Below are 18,003 nucleotides of genomic sequence, written 5' to 3'. Positions count from 1 at the left end.
TCCCTGCCATCCCGTCGACCTGGCAGGCAGACCCGCCCCAACCGCAGCCGACCTCCCCCTCCGCCACCCCGGAGACCTGCCTGTCCGGTGAGGACAACCCACAACTCGAACCGGAACCAGGCAACGCACCCGGGCCGATCCGACGCGACCAGCACACGACGACCGGCCGCCCACTCACGCCGACTTCACGGAATCAACTATCTAGCTCGCGGCGGCGAGCAACGCGATGCCGTCCGCTGTCACGCGGACGCGCCGCTCCAGTGGGCCGAGCCGTGGCTCGACCGCGATCAGGTGTTTGGCCTCCAGTCGTTCGAGCACGCTGTCCCAGGGGATCGGCCCGCCGCCTGCCACGCCGCGCCAGCGGTAGCCTGCCGGGCCTCCCCAGGCGCCGGTGTGGAACTCCACGTCGCCGGACGCCACCTGCGCCAGCGCGTGGAGCGATCTCTCGTCCATGTCTTACCTCCGAGCATGCGAGCCCAGAGTGCGCCGGACGGGACCGCGAGACATCGCGCAACGTACGTATATCGCAACCGGCGATGTCACTTCTTCGTGACCGAACTGTGCAGATCTGCAACCGATCAGGTCTCCCATCCGTGATCCAGTGTGTGAGCACCAGATCGGGAGGCCGGCTGACGGCACTGGCGGTCGGCGTCGTCGTGGGCGCCGGGGTCGCCTTCGCCTACGTCGGCGGGGGTGAGCTGCGGGCGGCGGGGGTGCCGGAGCCTGGCCGGGCGGCTACCACCGCGCAGGACAGGGCGGCGCAACCATCGCCGCAACCGCCGCCGTCGCCGCAACCGCCACCAGCGCCGCCGCCGGTCCTGCCCTTCAACGCGAAGCTGACCACGGACGACGTGCCAACGCCCGATGGCGGAGTGCGCAGCGGCGCCTGCAGTGGCGCGCTGATCGCGCCGGAATGGGTGGCGACGGCGGGGCACTGCTTTCACGACCTGGCCGACAGGCGGATCGACGGGCCGCCGCCGTACACCGTGACGGTGACGGTCGGGAAGCTGAAGGACACCGACCCCGGTGGGCACGTCGCTCAGGTCGTGGACGTCCGGCAGTCGCCGGTCAACGACCTGGCGGTGGTCAGGCTCAGTGCGCCCGTCACCGGTGTGGAGCCGCTGACCGTGGCCGACGCGCCGCCCGTGGTCGGCGAGCCGCTGCAGTTCGCGGGCTGGGGGTCGCTGTCGGCCACCGTCTTCGGGCCGTCCGATCACCTCAAACGCGGGCGGTTCACGGTCGCCGGCGTCGGGCCGGTCACGCTGGAGGCCGCGTCGGTCGGGGAGCGGACCGTGGAGAACACGCCCTGCCCGGAGGATTCGGGTGCCCCGTTCTTCGTCTCCGAGGACGATCGCACTGGCAGGCTGGTCGCCGTCGTGAACACCGGGCCGCCCTGCCCGCAACCCGGTATGGAGATCGTAGCGCGGGTCGACGTGGTGGCGGCCTGGATACACGAGCAGACCGGCGGCACGTCACGGTAGTGCCACAGGCAGCCGCCGCGAACACGTCCAACCCGACTGGACCAGCTGGTCCAGCAGCTCCGGGTAGGTGAGTCCGTCGACGGCGAACATCTTGGGCACCTGCGACTGCGCGGTCATCCCCGGCATCGTGTTGACCTCGTTGAGCACCGGCCCGCCGGCGGTCAGGAAGAAGTCGACGCGCGCGACGCCACGGCAGCCGAGCGCCTCGTACACCCGCAGCGCCGCGTCGGTCAGCGCCTTGGTCTCGGTGTCGGTCAGGCGGGCCGGGACCACGAACGTGGCGCAGCCGTCGTACTTGGTCGCGGTGTCGAACAGGCCGTCGTCGACGACGATCTCCAGCGGCGGCCCGATCCGCACCCCGCCCGCCGGGTCGTCGAGCACGGCCACGTCGATCTCCCTGCCGGACACGACCTGCTCCACCAGCACCCGGTCGTCCAACTCCAGCGCCGCACGCAGCGCGGGTGCCAGCTCCGCCTCGGTCTCGACGAGGCGGACGCCGAAGCTCGAACCCGCCGCGACCGGTTTCACCACCACCGGCCCGTCGAAGACCACCGTGTCCGTCCTGGTGACCAGCCTGCCCGGCGCGGTGCGCACCCCGACCGCCTCGGCCACCAGCTTTGTCGCCCACTTGTCCATCGCCAGCGCGCCGGCCCTCGGCGGCGACCCCACGTAGGGGAGGCCTGCCAGTTCGCACAGCGCGGCGAGTGCGCCGTCCTCGCCGTGTGGCCCGTGCACGAGCGGCAGGACCACGTCGCACGCGGCCAGCTCGCGGAGCGCGCCCGCGAGGCTGTCGGCGGGCGACGAGCCAAGCGGCCGGTCGTCGGGGCCCATCCAGGTGCCGTCGCGGCCGATGGTGAACCCCACAGCCTCATACCTCGCGGGGTCGAGCGCCGCGCGCGCCGCCGCCGAGGAGGAGAGGGAGACGTCGTGCTCGACGTTCTGCCCGCCACCGACCACGGCCACCCTGATCCGGTCGCTCACCGAACACTCCGTTCCACCCGGTGACCGATGCCGGTCACGATCTCGTGCGGGATGGTCCCCGCCCACCTCGCCCAGTCGCCGACGGTCGGTTCACCGTCGTCGCCCGGTCCGAACACCACCGCCTCCTCGCCCGGCTCGACCGCGTGGTCACCGAGGTCCACCACCGTCTGGTCCATCGAGATCACCCCGACCACCGGCCGCCGCAGCCCGGCGACCGACACGTGCGCGCGGCCGGACGCGGTGCGGGGCAGACCGTCGGCGTACCCGACCGGCAGGAGCGCCAGCGTGGTCGCGCGGTCGGTCACGTGGGTGTGCCCGTACCCGATCCCGACTCCGGCGGCCACCCGCCGCACCTGCACCACCGGCGCGGTCAGCCGCAGCGCCGGACACAGCCGGGTGGTGCCGGACGGGTCGATGCCCACCAGCCCGGCACCGACCCGCACCATGTCCAGGTGCGTGGCGGGCTCGGTCAGCGTGGCAGCGGTGGCCGCCAGGTGCCGCACCGACGGGCGCAGCCCGGCCTGCTCGGCCAACTCCACCCCGTGCAGCAGGGACAGCAGCCCGCGCTTGTTCGCCGGGTGCCCTGGTTCGGTGGCCATCGCCAGGTGCCCCATCACACCCGCGACCGCCACGCTCCCGGCGGCCTCCGCCCGCCGGGCCGCCGTCATCAGCGCCCGCCACTCGGCCTCGGCGGCACCGTCGCGGGCCATGCCCGTGTCGAGCTGCAGGTGCACCCGCGCCCCGGCGCCTGCCGCGGCGACCGCGTCGAGGTGGCGCACGCTCGGCACGGCGAGGTCGATGCGGTGGCCCGCGGCGGTCGCCACGTCGGCGTCCACCGGGTTCAGCCAGCTCAGCACCGGTGCGTCCACACCGGACTCGCGGACCGCGACCCCCTCGGTGATCGACGTCACCCCGAGCCACGTCGCGCCGTTGTCCACGGCGGTCCTGGCCACGTCGGCGAGCCCGTGCCCGAACCCGTCGGCCTTCACCACCGCCATCACCGCGGCGGACGTGGTCCGGACGAACCGGCGGGTGTTGGCGGCGACGGCCGACAGGTCGACCGTCAGCGTCGGCGCCTGCACGCGGGTGGCGACGGCGTTCACGCGGGCACCGTCGACTCGACCGGCCCGTAGACGGCGTGGTCGGCGCCGGAGAGCAGCGCCCAGTACCGGTCGCCGTAGGACCAGTGCCACCACTCGGTGGGGTAGTTGACCAGCCCGGCCCCGGTGAGCGCGGCCGCGAGGACCGTCCGGTTGCGCCGCGCGGTGGGGTCCACGTCCGCGTCGAAGAAGCACGCGCCGCCGCTCTGCTCCGGGGTGGCGTCGATCGGCGTGCCGAGCCACAGCTCCGCGCCATCGGAGTCGACCAGCGTGAGGTCGACCGCGGCACCAGCCACGTGTGGCGCGACCGCGACCGGGGCGACGAACCGGCTGTACAGGCGGGTCAGCTCGGCCTCGTCGGCGTCGGGGTGCAGGACCCGCAGCCGCGCCGAGTACTCCGCGATGATGGCCCGCTGGCCGGCGACGCTGCGGTGGCCCTCGACGACCAGCAGGTCCACCGCGTCGGGCAGGGCCGCCCGCGCGCGGACCAGCCGGCCTGCGAGACCGGACCGCACCAGCACACCGGGCGCGAAGGACAGGGGCACCAGCGGGTCGCCGTTGTCATGCACGCGGATCGCGTGGACGGCGGGATCCGACAGCAAGATCGTCATGCTGCCCGATGCTAGGAACGTGACCAGGGCCGACGGGTCGTCCGGAAGGCCCTGCCGGCTGGCCGAACGGCCGATTCCGCGGCGTCGTGACTGGCCGATCGGCCGAGAACCGGATTTCGGTTGCGTGGCAGGCCCGCCCGAGGTCATGGTTCCGGGGTGGATGGTTTGCGTGGGTTCGTGTCCGACGGCAGGCTGGTGCGCCTGCCCGCCAGGCAGTCACGGCGACGGGTCGTGCTGGAACAGGTCGTGCGGTCCTTCGAGCCGGGGCGGCGGTTCCCGGAGAAGGAGGTCGACGTCGTGCTCCGCGCGTGGTGCGCGGGCGGCGAGACCGACCACGTCACGGTGCGGCGCCACCTCGTCGACGAGGGCATGCTCAGCCGCGAGCACGGGCTCTACTGGCGCTCTGGCGGCTGGGTGGACGTGCTCGGCTGCTGAACACTTGGCTGTGAAGTGGGTCTGGCGGGTGGAGACGGGCTCCGGCAGGACGCCCACATCCCGCGAGTGATTCTGTGCCGACTGACTTCACGAAGCGAGGCATCCCGCCCGCCGGGCCGCCGTGAAGGCGCGTTGACGGCATCCCGCCATGTCCTCAACGCGCCTTTCACAGCACCAAGGCCCGGGCTCGCTCCGTCCGGGCTCCGCCCCGCGCGCCGGCTCCGCGAAGCGGAGGCTCACCCACGGGGACCCGACGGGCGCTTCCCACTCTCCCGGGACCAATCTAGATACCGCGCAGGAAGTCCCGCAGCTCCGCCATCGCCGCCGCGCCCCTCGGGTGGGCGGCCACGCCGCGGTACCAGCCGTCGGGGTCGTCCTGCGCGGACGCGGCGAAGTCGGGGAAGTCGGTGTTCGCGATCAGCAGGTTGATGGCCACGTCGGAGACGCCGGCGGGCAGCACGCGGAACTCCCGGCCACGGCTCATCTCGTAGGCGAACTCGTAGTCGTCCTCGCACTCGTCCCTGGTCACCGTGTTCAGGGCCAGCAGCGGGTGCGGCGGTGCCATGGTGGCGACGTCCGCGAGGAACACGACCCCGTTCTCCCGTGGCGCCGCGGCCAGCACCTCCTCCGCGCTCGCCCCGGCCCAGGCGGGGTCGTCGACGAAGTGGTTGTCCGGCCGGAAACCCAGCGGGTGCTCGGTCTCGAGCAGCGCGACGACGGTCAGCCAGGCCGCGTCGTCGGAGTAGTCGGTGCGTACCACCAGCGCGGCCTCACCGACGTCATCGGGGTCGATGCGTGGTCTCACGTCCAGTGCACGTGCGCGGGTGGACAAAAGGTTCACCGCGAAGTACCGCCAGTGCCTGGCCCAGCGGCCGACGGGTCCGGTGGTCGGGTAGCGCTATCCGGTCACCGCCTGCCGGACCCGGTCGAACACGGCCCGGTCGGACACCAGGTTGAAGTGGCTGACGCAGCCGACGTCGACGTTGACCGCAGCGTCCAGGACGGTCCACTCGTTGTCGACCACGGTGTCGCACCGCGACGAGAACGTCGTGTGCGCGGCACCACTCCGCAGGCGGGCTCCGGCTGCGGTGGCGCCGCGGCCCGCTGGCGTGAGCGCCGCGAGATGATCGTCGACGGGGTCCACCGGTCCGGCACCTTTCTGGATGTGGGCTGTGCCAAGGGTTTGCTCATGGAGTCGGTGCGGGAGCGGGCGGCGGAGCGCTGCTGGTGAGCCACCACCAGGGTGACGATGGCACCGATCGCACGGCCGCGGAACACCTGCGCGCACTGGGTTTCGCGGTGACCGGCAGCGCGGAGGCCCGCGGCGCCTCCACCGCCTGGCTGGAGCCGTGACCGGGAACGGCAGCGGCCAGGCGGCCGCGGTCGACGTCAGTCGAGGCAGAACTCGTTGTCCTCCGGGTCGGTCAGCACGATGTGTCCCGCGCCGAGCGGGGGAGCGGGCTCGTGGCGCGCGACCCTGGTGGCGCCGAGGGCGACCAGGCGTCCGGCTTCCGCCTCCAGTGCCGACATCCGGGCGACGCCGTCGAGGCCGGGAGCGGCCCGCACGTCCAGGTGCACGCGGTTCTTGGCCGATTTGCCCTCCGGCACTTTCTGGAAGAACAACCGCGGCCCGGCGCCTTCGGGGTCGACCACCGCCGACGCGTCGTTGCGGCGCTCCGGGGGCACGCCCATCGCGTCCAGGGCCCGGTCCCACGACTCGAAGCCCCCTGGCGGGTCCGGCAACCGGTAGCCGAGCACCTCGGCCCAGAACGCGGACAGTGCGGCCGGGTCGGCGCAGTCGAACGTGATCTGCACGTTCCTGGCCATGTCAGCTCGTCTCCCTGCGCAGGTGGAGGTCGCGGAGCACGCAGACCTCCGACAGGTGGTGGATCATCTCGCGGTTGATGTGCAGCACCAGCGCGGCAAGGGGGTACTCGGCGTACGGTCCCTCCGCCTCGCCGCACGGGCGGGCCAGGCCGGTCTCGCCGAGGGACTCGACGCCCGCGAGCCAGGTGGCGTACTCCGTGTCGAGCTGGGCCAGTGCCTCGGCGGCGGTCGCGGCGTAGGGGAACGAGTCGTAGTCGGTGGCCGCGCGGCCGAAGTGCGCCGCGCTGCGCATCGCGAGCACGCCGACGATGACGTGCCCCAGCCGCCACGCGATCGTCGTGAACGGCGGCGGGTCGGGCTCCGGCACGGCGAAGTCGATGGCCATCGCGCCGGAGCCCGCCTGTACCGGTGCGGTGCCGGTGCCTCGGGGGCGCACGTTCCAGCAGCCGGGCACCGGCTCCCAGAAGTACTCGTCGTCGGTCAGCCCGTCGAGGCGGGCGCGCAGCTGGTGGGTCCAGTGCCAGTCCAGCTGATCGCGGAGCAGGCGGTTCCAGGTCTGGTCGGTCATGTGGCCACCCTGCCGCAGATAGCGGACAGCTGCCGTCCGTGATTCGTGCGAGGATCGGCGCGTGACCGTCGAGGGGACGACCGAGCGGGTGCTGCGGCTGTTGGCGCTGTTGCAGCGGCGGCCGTCGTGGACCGCCACCGATCTGGCCGCCGAGCTGGGCGTCACCGACCGTTCGGTGCGCCGCGACGTGGAGCGGCTGCGTGCACTCGGCTACCCCGTGCACGCGACGCCGGGGGTGGGCGGTGGCTACCAGCTCGGGGCGGGCACCCGGCTGCCGCCGCTGCTCCTCGACGACGAGGAGGCGATCGCGACGGCGGTGTCGCTGCGACTCGCGTCCGGTGGCACGGTCGCGGGCGCCGGTGAGGCGGCGCTGCGTGCGCTCGCGAAGCTCGACCAGGTGATGCCGCCCCGGCTGCGTGCCGAGGTGCGGGCGGTGCACGGCGCCACGGATACCCTCGTCGGGCCCGGCATCGAGATCGACGCGGAGCTGCTGGTGACGCTCGCGCGGGCCTGCCGGGACGCCGTGCGGGTCCGGTTCACCTACGCGGGCCGGGACGCGGCGCGACAGGAGCGCACGGTCGAGCCGGTGCGGATGGTCGCCACCGGCCGCCGCTGGTACCTGATGGCGTGGGACGTCGACCGCGACGACTGGCGCACCTTCCGGTTGGACCGGATGCGGGACGTGGCGGCGACGACGTGGCGTTTCCGGCCGAGGGAGCACCCGGACCCGGTCGACTACGTGCGGCGGTCGGTGACCGAGGCGCCGTACCCGTACCTCGCCAGGTTCCGGCTGCGCGCCGAGCCGGACCAGGTGCGGCGGCTGGTGCCGCCCCAGGTCGGGCGCGTCGAGGACGACGACCGCGAGGGCTGGTGCGTGCTCGTCGCGGGCGGGGTGGACCTTGACCTGCTCGCCATGCACGTGGCCAGGCTGGGATTCGAGGCGGAGGTGCTCTCACCCCCGGAACTGCTGGCGGCGGCCCGGGTGCTCGCCGCCCGTGTCGCGGCGATGGCCGGGCCCGGCTGAACCGTCCCGGTCCGGTGCGCCTACCGGCCCAGGTCCGCGAGCTTGTCCGCGAGTACGGCACGTTCGCGTTCGTTGCCGCACAAGCTCACGGCGGCCTCGAACTCCCCGCGTGCCTCGTCGGCGCGGCCCATGCGGGCGAGCAGCTCACCGCGCACGGTCGGCAGCAGGTGCGAGTTCGCGAGCGTGCCCGCGGCCGCCAGCTCGTCCACGATCGTCAGCGCCGCGGCCGGGCCCTGCGCCATGGAGACCGCCACCGCCCGGTTCAGTTCGACCACCGGCGAGGGCGCGAGCCTGCCCAGCGCCTCGTACAGGAGCACGACCCGTTCCCAGTTCGTCTCCCCGACCGACGGCGCGACGGAGTGGCACTCGGCGATCGCCGCCTGCAGCCCGTAGGCGCCAAGACCGCGGCCCGCCTTCTCCGCGCGGGCCAGCGCGGCGCGGCCACGGCGGATCGCGGCCCGGTCCCAGCGACCGCGGTCCTGGTGTTCCAGCAGCACCGGCTCACCGTCGGGTCCCGTGCGGGCGGGGAACCGGGCCGCGGTCAGCTCCAGCAGCGCCAGCAGGCCGTGGACCTCGGGCTCGTCCGGCACCAGCCGGGCGAGCACGCGGGCGAGGCGCTGCGCCTCGCCCGCGAGGTCGAACCTGATCAGGTCGTCGCCGGAGCTGGCGGACGATCCCTCGGTGAAGATCACGTAGATGGCGCTGAGCACCGAGCCGAGCCGTTGCGCCCGCTCCTGCCCGGTCGGCACCGCGAACGGCACACGGGCGGCGCCGAGCGTCTTCTTCGCGCGGGTGATGCGGGCCTGCACGGTGGCGGTCGGGACGAGGAACGCCCTGGCGATCTCGTCGCTGGTCAGACCGCCGACGACCCGCAGCGTGAGCGCAACCCGCGCCTCCCGCGACAGGACGGGGTGGCAGGAGACGAACATCAGCGCGAGGATGTCGTCGTCGATCTGGTCCGGGTCCCACGGCACGTCCTCGTCGTGCCGTGCGGGCGCGCTCCCGGCGAAGGCGCCGCCCTCGCCCAGGTCGTGGGCGAGCGCGGCGTACCTCTCGTCGAGGGCGGAGCGCCTGCGGAACGCGTCGATCGCCCGCCGCCTGCCCACGGTCAGCAACCACCCGGCGGGGTTGCGGGGCACCCCGTCCCTCGGCCACGTCACGAGTGCCTCCGCCAGTGCCTCCTGCGCGAGGTCCTCGGCCAGCGCGAAGTCGCCGGTGTAGCGCGAAAGCGCACCGACGATCCGCGCGGACTCGATCCGCCACACGGCGGCGACGGCCTTGCGGCCCGTGGGGTCCGACACGCGAGCCTCCCGGCGGTCGACGTCCTGTCCGGTCAGAGCTGCCCGGTGGCCGCCCGCCACTCCCGCTCCTTGCGGATCCACTCGTTGTCCTGCGGGAACTCGTCGATCTCGGTCACCCGCCGGATCTCGGCCTTGAACCCTGGGCCGGTGATCGGCGACCGCTTCGCCCACTCGACCGCCTCCTCCTTCGAGGCCACGTTGAGGATGAGGAACCCGCCGAACAGTTCCTTCGTCTCGCCGTAGGGCCCGTCGGTGACCACCGGCGGCTCGGACGAGTAGTCGACGACCACGCCGTCCGCCGCGGAGTCCAGCCCCTCGGCGGCGACCAGCACGCCGGCGCGGATCATCTCCTGGTTGTACCTGCCGACGGTCGCGATCATCTCGTCGTGGTCGACGTTCCCCATCTGTGCGAAGGCCTCGTCGGTCGCCCGCCAGATCAGCATGTACTTCACGGTTCGTACTCCCTGCTCGCCCGGGTCCGTCGTGGACCCTCTCACCCCTGAGTCGAACGGCCGACGGCAGGGATCGACACGCGTCCGAACTTTTTGGCGAGCCGCGCCGGTGGCCTCAGCTGCCCAGCGTGACCAGGTCCTGGATCACCGCGTTGGACAGGGAGCGGCCGTCGCGGCGGACCTCGCGCAGGTACCACTTCTGGACCGGGGTGTGGGTCCTCGGGCCGAACTCCCACTCACCGCGCGGGCTGTCGATCTTGCCGAGCTCCCCGATCGCCTTGTTGATCTCCGCGGGTCCGGCGTCCGGGCCCGCCGCCGCGATGGCGCGGTCGAGCACGGCGCCCGCGTCGTAGGCCGACACCGCGAGGCCGGACGGCACGACCCCCGGGTACTTCGCGTCCCACGCCGCCACGAACGCGCGGTTCGCCGGGTTGTCCAGGTTGGGCGCGTAGTGGAACGCCGAGCGCACCCCGAGGGCGGCCGCCCCGATCGCGGGCAGCGCCTTCGTGCCCTCCGTCGCGCCGCTGCCGTACAGCGGCAGGGACGCCGCGGCGGAGGTGGGGTACTGCTTGAGGAAGTCGACGCCCTGCTTGGCGACGTACCACCCGTACACGGCCTTCGCGCCGGTCGCCGGGATGCCGTCCAGGTACGTCCGGTAGTCCACCGTGGCCATCGGGGTGAGCGTCGGCTCGCCGCTGGGGTTGGCGAGCACCCCGCCGGACTCGCGGAAGGCACGCAGGAAGCCGCGCATGCCCTCGTACGCGCCGACGAAGTCCTGGCCCATCACGTACACCGGTCCGTCGATCTCCTCCGCCATGTACCGGCCGAGCGACGCGCCGAAGTCCTCGGTGAGGAAGCTGGTGTGCCACACCCAGGTCGTGTCCTCGATCTTCGGGCGGCCGTTCGCGCCGACGAACGGGATCTTCTCGCGGGTCGCGACCGCGGCGACCCCGCCGGACGCGCCGCTGGAGATGGTGCCCGCCAGCACGTCGACGTCGTCGCGTTCGACCAGCCGCTCGGCGGCGGGCGTGGAGGACTGCGCGTTCTCGCCCTCGTCGGCGGTGACCAGCTCCACCTCACGGCCACCGAGGACGTTGTCGTGCGTCTCCAGGTAGAGCAGGAACCCCTGGCGGATGTCGGAACCCGGGGCCTGCTGGGTGCCGGACAGTGCCGTGAGCAGGCCGATGCGGATGGGTGGCGGGTCGTCCTCGCCGGAGCACCCGGCCGCCAGCAGCGTCACCGCGGCGCACGCGGCGACCGCGCGCCGCACCGGGTGCCTCACCTGGCGGTCCCCTCGGTCGCGGGCGCGCGGCCGATGTTGCGGGCGCGGGCCGCCGGCGTCAGCGCCGGGCCCACCTTGTTGATGAGCTCCGCCATCTCGTAGGACACCTGGCCGATGTCACACGTGTGGTCGGCGACCACGAGCAGCGACGCGCCGTCGCTGACCGCCATGGAGAACATGAACGCGCCGTTCATCTCCGTGAGGTTGCTGGCCACCGGTTGTGCCGACAGCAGCCGCGACGCCCCCGACAGCAGGCTCACCAGCCCGGACGCGATCGCCGCGAGCTGTTCGGCGCCGCCGCCTGCCAGTGAGCGGGTCGACGCGACCAGCAGGCCGTCGGCCGAGACGCCGACGGCGTGGGTGACACCGGTGACCCGCTCGGCGAAGTCGTTCAGCAGCCAGTCGATGTTGGACAGTTCCCTGGTCAACTTCTCTCCACGAGATCTGGGGTCGGCCGGTCCGGTTTGCCGTTCGCAGTGCGGTGGGCGCCGATGCCCCTCGCGAACGCGGTCATCACCCCGGAGATCTTCGCCGAGTCCCGCTGGTCGGCACCGGCGGAGGGGGCCGAGGACGGGGACGGGGCGGTGGCTATGGTGCTCGGCGCGGCCGCCTTGGCCTGCCCGTGGAACCAGTCGAAGTCCGTGCGGCGGGTGAACACCCGCGCGGGCAGGCCGACCTTGACCACCGTGCCCTGCCGGGGCGCCGATCCGATCTCGATGTCGATGCCGTACCAGGACGCGATGCGGCCGACGACGGCGAGACCCATCGCACGCACCGCACCGAAGTCCTGGTCGGGGTCGGCCAGGCGGGCCCGTGCCGCGGCGAGCTTCTCCGGCGTCAGCCCGAGGCCCTTGTCCGTCACGGTGACGACCGCGCCGTTGCCGGACGGCGCGGCCACGACGGCCACTCTGGCGTTCGGCGCCGAGAACGCGGTGGCGTTGTCGATCAGCTCGGCGAACAGGTGCGCGAGGTGGTCGGTCATCTCCGCGGCGACCACCAGGTCGAGGTTCTGCTGGTCGATCTCGCTGTGCACGTCGACCTGCTGGTACCGCGCGATCTGCGAGACCGCCGCCTTGAGCACGTCGTGGCAGCTCATCGGCTCCTTGCGCACGCGGGCCGAGCCCTCGCCGCCGAGGATGAGCAGGCTGTTGTTGGTGCGGCGCATCCGCGTCGCGAGGTGGTCCAGTGTGAACAGCGCCGCGAGCCGGTCGGGGTCCTGCTCGCCGCGCTCGGTCAGGTCGACCTGCGAGATGAGCGCCGAGGTCAGCCGCTCCGCCCGCCTGGCGAGCGCGACGAACATCGAGTCCACCTGGTCGCGCATGGCGGCCTGCTGCGCGGCGAGGTGGATCGCCGAGTGGTTCAGCTCGTTGACCGCCTTGCCGACCTGGGCGATCTCGTCGGTGCCGCGCACCACCACCGCGTCGCCCGCCGCGTCGGCGTACTCCTTGGGGGTGGCCTTCCCGAGGGAGTTGCGCTTGCGCAGCGCGAAAACCGCGGCGGGGAGGCTCTCGTACGCCGCGCTGTGCGCGGCACCACGCAGCTGCCGCAGGCCGCGGATCATGGGCGCGCCGAGCCAGATCGCGATGGCGACCGCCGCGGCGAGTGTCGCGACGACCGCGCCAGCCTGGATCACGGTGCGCAGCAGCTGTGCGTCCCGGTAGTCCTCGACGGAGGCGACGACCGCGTCGTCCACCCGCTGCTCGACCGCGCCGAGCCGGTCGAGGTGCGCGTTCATGGCGGTGGTCCACGCCGCGGTGTCGAGCGTGACCTTCTGGCCGGGCTGGGTGCGGGCGACACTGTCGTCCATCAGCTGCACCGCCGTGCCGTTCTCGCCGACCCGCGCCCGGTCGTACCAGCCGCGCCACGCGGGCGGCGCGCCCTGGCTGAACGCGTACGCGGCGTCGACCACCCCGGCGCGGGCGGACTGGACCTCGTCGTTCATGGCGGGGGTGAGGTACGGGTCGGCCGCGGCGCGCAGCACCGCGATCTGCTGGAGCCCGATGTACTCGGTGATCCGCGACAGCTGTGCCGCGGCCCGCAGGTCGCCGGTCAGCTCCGCAGGCGCGCCTGCCGACACCCGCTCGCGGAACGTCGCGAGGTCGGCGGCGATGATCCGGTACCGGAAGGTGATGGCGGACAGGTTCGCGTGCTCGCCGGAGAGCACCTGCTCACGCAGTCCCGGCAGGTCCTCGAGTGCGGTGTCGATCCGCGCCAGCACCTCCGCGAAGTGCGCGGGCACGGCGGACAGTTCCGCCCGCCGCACGCGGTACCCGGCGGCGTGCGCGTCCGTTTCCCCCGACAGGCGGCGGAATTCCGCCCGCTGGTCGTCGGTGGGCGGGTTCTGCAGCATCGCGAGCGAGGCGAGCCGTTCCCGGTGCAGGTCCCGCGTGAGCACACCCGCGGTCCTGGCAAGCGCCACCTCGTCGGCCAGCCTGCCGCTGTCCACCGCCTGGCCGACGCTGGTGACCAGCGCGAGCGCGGCGAAACCGACGACCGCGACGAGCGGGACCGCGACCAGGAGCGCCAGCTTCCGGGCGAGGCTCAACTGGTGCTCCCCTCGGTGGCGGACGAATGCGGGATAGGCGAGAACGGCAGGGCGGTGGCGGGGTGGGGAAATTTCTACCCGGCATCGATGGACCACGCAACACTATCGGGTGAATACCCGATCACGATGTCGATCAATCCCGGATGGCCGGTCCGGCGTCCGGAGTCATCGTGGCGTGGGCCGAATGGCGGCAGACGATGGGCGAGGCGGCGTGAACCGCCCGGAAGTGCGCCCGTTCCAGGTGACAGATTGCCCACCGGTCGTCACAGTGTGCCGGAAACCCCGACCCTGCAGGGAGGATCCACATGCGACAGCGATTACGCACGGCCGCCGGGCTGGTCGCGGCGGTGCTGCCCGCCGTGGCGCTGGTGGTGGTCGCGGCGCCGACCGCGGCGGCCGCGCCCAACTTCCAGGTGCCGTTCACCTGCGGTACCACGGTGACCGCCGCGACGTTCAGCGGTCACCGGCCCGCCAACTCCGTCGACTTCCAGAAGCCGGGCATCACCGGGATGCCGGTGCTCGCCTCCGCGGCGGGCACCGTGTCCAGGGTGGACAACGAAGGTGCCACCAGCTACGGCCGCTGGATCGAGATCAACCACGGCGGCGGCTACCGCACGCGGTACGCCCACCTGTCGGTCCAGCAGGTCTCGGTCGGCCAGAAGGTGGCGCGGGGCAAGCAGATCGGCAGGGCGGGTGCCACCGGCGGAGTCACCGGGCCGCACCTGCACTACGAGCAGCTCGTCAACGGTGTCGCGCGCAAGGTCGTGCTGAACGGCAGGGCCGTGCCGTACTACGGGCACACCAGCTTCACCAGCAGGAACAACTGCGGCGGTGGCGGCAACCCGTACACCCCGAGGGAGGTGTGCGGCTCCGGCTACTCGGTGATCGACTCCCACGCGTTCGGCAGTGCGGGCAGGGTGTACCTGCTGTACAACGCCGGGAACAAGCGCAACTGCGTGGTGACGCTGAAGTCGACGGCGCTGGGCAGGAAGACCGCGGTCTCGGCGCACCTGCAGGTGAAGGGCGGCACGAAGGCGACCGACTCGGGCAGGTACGGCTACTACGCGGGCCCGGTGTCGCGTGCCGCGCCGTCGAAGTGCGTGCGGTGGGGCGGTTCGATCGGGTCGCGGTCGTACACCAGTCCTTACGAGCACTGCGGTTGAGCCGTTTCCTCCTCGCCGCGCAAGCCGTCGCGCACCTGACGGCCCGGTTCGCGGGCGCGGGCATCGCCACTGTCACGCAGTGGCTGGTGATGCCCGCGCCCGCGGCGCTGCTTCCGGGTGCTGGCGGCCTGTCCCGTCGGTCAGCCCCGGATCGTGGCCGGGGTGGTCACTTCGCTGCGTCCAGGGCTTCCTCGACCGAGTGGTACAGGTGCAGCACCTGGTCCAGCCCGGTGATCTCGATGGGCCGGATCACCGGGCGGTTGGCGTCCACGACGATGCGCAGCGGCGCCTGCCGTGCCGCCGCCTCGCGGTTGGCGTCGAGCAGTGCGCTGAGCCCCGAGGAGCCGAGGTAGGGCACGTCGGTGAGGTCGACGACGCACGTGCCACTCCCGGCCTCGTCGATGGCGACGGCGATCGCCTCCCGCAGCCTCGGCGCGGTGTCGAGGTCCACCTCGCCGGCGACGTCGACGACCACCGCGTCGTCGATGCGGCGGGTGTCGATTCGCAGCCCTGGTTGGTCGGTCACAGCCGGGAACCGTACCGGAGTTCAGACCAAACGCGACCCATCCGGTGCGACGGACAGGTGCGATGCGCGCCGTTTGTGTTCCCTGGTGTCGGGGACCAGCTCGGCCCACACCGTCTTGTGGTCGCCGAACCAGTGCACGCCCCAGGCGTTCGCCAGCCGGGCCACGAGCAGCAGTCCCCGGCCGCCGGTGTCGTCCGGGGTGCGCGGGCGCGGTTCACCGGGACCCGAATCGGTAACCTCGGCACGCAACCCCCGCCCGTCGCGGATCAGCGTCAGCCGGCAGCTCCTCGGTCCACGTCCGTGCTGAATGGCGTTGCTGACCAGTTCGTCCGTCACGAGGACCGCGTCGTCGAGCAGGACGCCGGGGTGGTCGCCGAGCAGGTCGCGGACGAGGCGGCGGACATGTCTGATCGGGGTGGTCTCCAGGTCGCAGCTGTGCGTGCGCACACCGGGCTGCTCGTCGTCCGTGGCGTCCTGCGGTTGGATCGACATGTTCCACGCTCCTCACCACCGGACGGTTTGTGCATGCCGGGCGTTTACCACCGGGACCGCCGGACCTAAACCCGTGTGGACGATTCCGCACCGGGGGAGACGAGGTGGCGGACCAGCTCGACGACCTTCGGCGCGGTGCCGGGCAGCGTGGCCGCCTCGCCCTTGATCAGTGCGGCCGACACCAGGGAGCTGATCCCGCCGACGACGAGGCGGCACGCGAACCGGGGGTCGGGCAGCGTGCGCCACTCCGGCGAGTCCGCGAAGGCGGTGACCATCAGGTCGACGAAACGCTCCTGGACCTCGACCCGTTTGCGCTGCGCGGGGATCCCCGCCGCGTACGACTCGACGAAGAACACGCGCGCGAACGGCACCTGCTCGGACAACGTCGTGAAGTAGGTGGTGAGCACGCGTTCGAGCCGGGGCAGCGCCGGTCCGGTCGCCGTGCCCGCACCGGCGGCGAGCGCGCTGGCCAGCAGCTTCGCGGACTCGTCGAGCACGGCGAGGAAGCAGTCCTCCTTGTCGGAGAAGTGCTGGTAGAAGGTCTCGCGGGAGACGTGGACCCGGTTGAGCACGGTCGCGACCGTGGCGCGCGGATAGCCGTGCTCCGCGACCGACTCGGCCATGCCGAGCAGCAGCCTGGCGCGCTGGGAGTCGCGGACCTGGTCGCGGGTCAGTCCGTGCCGCCCCCGGGGCAGCGGTTCGTGGTGGGTGCTCACCTCGGCTCGTCCGGCGGGATGCGCAGCGTGCCGATCACCGTGGCCAGCAGGTCGTAGTGGGTCACGAGCAGGCAGAACTCCAGGCACTCCACTTCGGACAGCTCGGTGCGCAGCGCGCGCCACGTGCCGTCGTCGAGGTCGCGGTCGCGGACCAGCGCGTCGGCCGAGGTGATCAGTACGCGGTCGCGGCCCTCCCATTCCGCGCTGGGATCCCGCACCCGGTCGATCTCCTCGGCGGTCAGCCCGGCGGCCCGGCCGAGCCGGACGTGCTGGCGCAGTTCGTAGTCGCTCGCGCGGAGCGTGGCGACGCGGAGGATGACCAGTTCGGTGTCCCTGCGCGGCAGCCTGCCGCCCGGCATGAGCGCCGACGCGAACACCAGCCACCGGCGGAACAACCCGCGGTGCCTGCCGAGCACCGTGAACAGCGCGGGCGGTGCCGTGCGGGTGCGGAGTCCGGCCAGCCGCGTGAAGGTCCAGCCGAACCAGCCGAGCTGGCGGCGGGTGCCGGGACTGACGCGGGCACCGGTCATCCCGGCTGCTCGGTGGTGAACGCGACGTCCTCGGTCTCGGCGATCGCCAGCGCCTCCCGCATGCGTGGTCCCCGCACGCGCAGCGCGATCGCGCGCTGGACCGGCATGCGGGCCAGCAGGACCGGCCATGCCCACCTCGGTGCGCAGATCCGCGCCGCGCGCCCGCGGATGCCGCGTTCGAGCGCGTCGATCGCGACGGTCAGGGGAGTGACGGGGCTCAGCGTGCCGCGTGCGCCGAAGAACGCCGCCGCGGCCTTCGTGTCGAAGCCACGCGTGGTCATGTCCGTTGCCAGCTCGGCGAAGTAGGCGACCCCGGCGCGGGCACCCGACGGTGTGAGCTCGAGCCGGGCGGTGTCCCCGAGTGCCTCGACCGCGGCCTTCGACGCGCTGTAGGCGCCGAGGAGGGGCAGGTGGACGGCCGCTGCCAGCGACGAGACGGCGAGCACGTAGCCGCCGGGGTGGGCGACGTGCTTCGCGGCGGCCTGGATCGTGTGGCACACGCCGAGTGTGTTGACCCGCAGGGTGGTCGCCAGGACCGACGGGTCGCCGTGCAGCACCGACCACTGCCGGGCGATGCCCGCGTTCGCGACGACCACGTCGAGCCCGCCGAGCGCTTCGGCGAGTTCGTCGACCGCCGCGGTGACGGCGGCGCCGTCACCCACGTCGCACTCCCGCCACGGCGCGCCGCCGCACTCCCGCGCGACCGCCGCCAGCCCGTCCGGTTCCAGCCCCGCGAGCGCGACCCGCGCGCCCCTGTCGTGCAGGCGGCGGACGAGGGCCGCGCCGATGCCGCGCGCGGCACCCGTCACGAGCACCCGCCGACCCGCGAACGATGCCTTGCCGCCGCGCCACATGCGGCCACCGTAACATCTACGAACACCGATGTTCGCAAACCGCGTGAAGACGGCCCGCGGATCAGTGGCGGTAGGGGTGTCGCCGAGGCCGACGCCGCTGGTGTGCCGCGTGCCT

The 18,003-nt window shown here is 72.9% G+C and carries 23 protein-coding genes; 5 read left to right on the top strand and 18 right to left on the bottom strand.

Annotation, left to right across the window (positions count from 1 at the left end):
* Nucleotides 1–201: 201 nt before the first annotated feature.
* Nucleotides 202–453 (bottom strand): hypothetical protein, encoded by a 252-nt coding sequence (locus ACFPCV_RS03930; RefSeq protein WP_378054534.1) that lies wholly within the window; start codon nucleotides 451–453, stop codon nucleotides 202–204.
* 152 nt (nucleotides 454–605) lie between these two features.
* Here ACFPCV_RS03930 and ACFPCV_RS03925 point away from each other — a divergent pair, with 152 nt between their 5' ends.
* The gene (locus ACFPCV_RS03925) at nucleotides 606–1,481 is read left to right on the top strand and encodes a S1 family peptidase (RefSeq protein WP_378054532.1); all 876 of its coding nucleotides are present in this window, start codon (nucleotides 606–608) and stop codon (nucleotides 1,479–1,481) included.
* Here the strand turns inward: ACFPCV_RS03925 and ACFPCV_RS03920 are convergent.
* The 3 genes from ACFPCV_RS03920 to ACFPCV_RS03910 are packed head-to-tail and all read right to left on the bottom strand — an operon-like array spanning nucleotide 1,473 to nucleotide 4,173.
* Nucleotides 1,473–2,462: a D-alanine--D-alanine ligase family protein gene (locus tag ACFPCV_RS03920; protein ID WP_378054530.1), complete on the bottom strand. Its 990-nt coding sequence runs from the start codon at nucleotides 2,460–2,462 to the stop codon at nucleotides 1,473–1,475. The genes ACFPCV_RS03925 and ACFPCV_RS03920 overlap by 9 nt on opposite strands.
* The gene (gene alr / locus ACFPCV_RS03915) at nucleotides 2,459–3,565 is read right to left on the bottom strand and encodes an alanine racemase (RefSeq protein ID WP_378054528.1); all 1,107 of its coding nucleotides are present in this window, start codon (nucleotides 3,563–3,565) and stop codon (nucleotides 2,459–2,461) included. Before alr ends, ACFPCV_RS03920 begins: the two co-directional genes overlap by 4 nt.
* Nucleotides 3,562–4,173: a M15 family metallopeptidase gene (locus ACFPCV_RS03910; RefSeq protein WP_378054526.1), complete on the bottom strand. Its 612-nt coding sequence runs from the start codon at nucleotides 4,171–4,173 to the stop codon at nucleotides 3,562–3,564. Before ACFPCV_RS03910 ends, alr begins: the two co-directional genes overlap by 4 nt.
* Nucleotides 4,174–4,329: 156 nt before the next feature.
* Between ACFPCV_RS03910 and ACFPCV_RS03905 the strand changes: the two genes are divergently transcribed.
* Nucleotides 4,330–4,608, top strand: a complete 279-nt coding sequence (locus ACFPCV_RS03905; protein WP_378054524.1) for a DUF2087 domain-containing protein — start codon at nucleotides 4,330–4,332, stop codon at nucleotides 4,606–4,608.
* A 283-nt stretch (nucleotides 4,609–4,891) separates the two neighbouring features.
* Here ACFPCV_RS03905 and ACFPCV_RS03900 read toward each other — a convergent pair whose 3' ends face one another.
* Both ACFPCV_RS03900 and ACFPCV_RS03895 read right to left on the bottom strand, forming a co-directional pair.
* On the bottom strand, nucleotides 4,892–5,413 hold the full coding sequence (locus tag ACFPCV_RS03900; protein WP_378054522.1) for a DUF6924 domain-containing protein: 522 nt from the start codon (nucleotides 5,411–5,413) through the stop codon (nucleotides 4,892–4,894).
* Nucleotides 5,414–5,506: 93 nt separating this feature from the next.
* A complete protein-coding gene (locus ACFPCV_RS03895; protein WP_378054520.1) occupies nucleotides 5,507–5,752 on the bottom strand; it encodes a hypothetical protein in 246 nt (81 codons plus the stop codon).
* 83 nt (nucleotides 5,753–5,835) lie between these two features.
* On the opposite strand from ACFPCV_RS03895, the gene ACFPCV_RS03890 reads away from it, so the two are divergent.
* Nucleotides 5,836–5,961, top strand: a complete 126-nt coding sequence (locus ACFPCV_RS03890) for a hypothetical protein (RefSeq protein WP_378054518.1) — start codon at nucleotides 5,836–5,838, stop codon at nucleotides 5,959–5,961.
* A 36-nt stretch (nucleotides 5,962–5,997) separates the two neighbouring features.
* Here the strand turns inward: ACFPCV_RS03890 and ACFPCV_RS03885 are convergent, their stop codons facing one another.
* Together ACFPCV_RS03885 and ACFPCV_RS03880 are read right to left on the bottom strand one after the other, a co-directional pair.
* Nucleotides 5,998–6,435, bottom strand: a complete 438-nt coding sequence (locus ACFPCV_RS03885; RefSeq protein ID WP_378054516.1) for a VOC family protein — start codon at nucleotides 6,433–6,435, stop codon at nucleotides 5,998–6,000.
* A 1-nt stretch (nucleotide 6,436) separates the two neighbouring features.
* Nucleotides 6,437–7,003, bottom strand: coding sequence for a DinB family protein (locus tag ACFPCV_RS03880; protein WP_378054514.1), 567 nt, complete (start codon nucleotides 7,001–7,003; stop codon nucleotides 6,437–6,439).
* A 61-nt stretch (nucleotides 7,004–7,064) separates the two neighbouring features.
* On the opposite strand from ACFPCV_RS03880, the gene ACFPCV_RS03875 reads away from it, so the two are divergent.
* On the top strand, nucleotides 7,065–8,027 hold the full coding sequence (locus ACFPCV_RS03875; protein ID WP_378054513.1) for a helix-turn-helix transcriptional regulator: 963 nt from the start codon (nucleotides 7,065–7,067) through the stop codon (nucleotides 8,025–8,027).
* A 20-nt stretch (nucleotides 8,028–8,047) separates the two neighbouring features.
* On the opposite strand, the gene ACFPCV_RS03870 is transcribed toward ACFPCV_RS03875, so the two are convergent.
* The 5 genes from ACFPCV_RS03870 to ACFPCV_RS03850 form a co-directional block, all read right to left on the bottom strand.
* A complete protein-coding gene (locus ACFPCV_RS03870) occupies nucleotides 8,048–9,328 on the bottom strand; it encodes an RNA polymerase sigma factor (protein ID WP_378054512.1) in 1,281 nt (426 codons plus the stop codon).
* A gap of 32 nt (nucleotides 9,329–9,360) precedes the next feature.
* Complete coding sequence (locus tag ACFPCV_RS03865) at nucleotides 9,361–9,780, bottom strand: YciI family protein (RefSeq protein WP_378054511.1); 420 nt, start codon at nucleotides 9,778–9,780, stop codon at nucleotides 9,361–9,363.
* Nucleotides 9,781–9,895: 115 nt separating this feature from the next.
* On the bottom strand, nucleotides 9,896–11,062 hold the full coding sequence (locus ACFPCV_RS03860) for an ABC transporter substrate-binding protein (RefSeq protein WP_378054509.1): 1,167 nt from the start codon (nucleotides 11,060–11,062) through the stop codon (nucleotides 9,896–9,898).
* Nucleotides 11,059–11,490: a roadblock/LC7 domain-containing protein gene (locus tag ACFPCV_RS03855; protein ID WP_378054507.1), complete on the bottom strand. Its 432-nt coding sequence runs from the start codon at nucleotides 11,488–11,490 to the stop codon at nucleotides 11,059–11,061. The genes ACFPCV_RS03860 and ACFPCV_RS03855 overlap by 4 nt, the downstream gene beginning before the upstream one ends.
* The gene (locus ACFPCV_RS03850; protein WP_378054506.1) at nucleotides 11,487–13,607 is read right to left on the bottom strand and encodes a sensor histidine kinase; all 2,121 of its coding nucleotides are present in this window, start codon (nucleotides 13,605–13,607) and stop codon (nucleotides 11,487–11,489) included. The genes ACFPCV_RS03855 and ACFPCV_RS03850 overlap by 4 nt, the downstream gene beginning before the upstream one ends.
* 305 nt (nucleotides 13,608–13,912) lie before the next feature.
* Here ACFPCV_RS03850 and ACFPCV_RS03845 point away from each other — a divergent pair, with 305 nt between their 5' ends.
* Complete coding sequence (locus tag ACFPCV_RS03845) at nucleotides 13,913–14,770, top strand: M23 family metallopeptidase (RefSeq protein WP_378054504.1); 858 nt, start codon at nucleotides 13,913–13,915, stop codon at nucleotides 14,768–14,770.
* A 166-nt stretch (nucleotides 14,771–14,936) separates the two neighbouring features.
* On the opposite strand, the gene ACFPCV_RS03840 is transcribed toward ACFPCV_RS03845, so the two are convergent.
* The 5 genes from ACFPCV_RS03840 to ACFPCV_RS03820 all read right to left on the bottom strand — a co-directional run bounded on the left by ACFPCV_RS03840 (nucleotide 14,937) and on the right by ACFPCV_RS03820 (nucleotide 17,888).
* On the bottom strand, nucleotides 14,937–15,296 hold the full coding sequence (locus ACFPCV_RS03840) for an STAS domain-containing protein (protein ID WP_378054502.1): 360 nt from the start codon (nucleotides 15,294–15,296) through the stop codon (nucleotides 14,937–14,939).
* A 21-nt stretch (nucleotides 15,297–15,317) separates the two neighbouring features.
* On the bottom strand, nucleotides 15,318–15,788 hold the full coding sequence (locus tag ACFPCV_RS03835) for an ATP-binding protein (protein ID WP_378054500.1): 471 nt from the start codon (nucleotides 15,786–15,788) through the stop codon (nucleotides 15,318–15,320).
* Between the two features lie 65 nt (nucleotides 15,789–15,853).
* Nucleotides 15,854–16,504, bottom strand: coding sequence for a TetR/AcrR family transcriptional regulator (locus tag ACFPCV_RS03830; protein ID WP_378054498.1), 651 nt, complete (start codon nucleotides 16,502–16,504; stop codon nucleotides 15,854–15,856).
* Entirely contained in the window at nucleotides 16,501–17,034 is a 534-nt protein-coding gene (locus ACFPCV_RS03825) for a carboxymuconolactone decarboxylase family protein (protein WP_378054496.1), read from the bottom strand. Before ACFPCV_RS03825 ends, ACFPCV_RS03830 begins: the two co-directional genes overlap by 4 nt.
* Nucleotides 17,031–17,888, bottom strand: a complete 858-nt coding sequence (locus ACFPCV_RS03820; protein ID WP_378054494.1) for an SDR family NAD(P)-dependent oxidoreductase — start codon at nucleotides 17,886–17,888, stop codon at nucleotides 17,031–17,033. The genes ACFPCV_RS03825 and ACFPCV_RS03820 overlap by 4 nt, the downstream gene beginning before the upstream one ends.
* Nucleotides 17,889–18,003: the final 115 nt, after the last annotated feature.

Origin of the sequence: Actinophytocola glycyrrhizae (assembly GCF_042653545.1) — a bacterium.
GTDB lineage: Bacteria > Actinomycetota > Actinomycetes > Mycobacteriales > Pseudonocardiaceae > Actinophytocola > Actinophytocola glycyrrhizae.
Note: the sequence above shows the minus strand (reverse complement) of the source record. Positions and strands in the feature narration are given on the sequence as shown.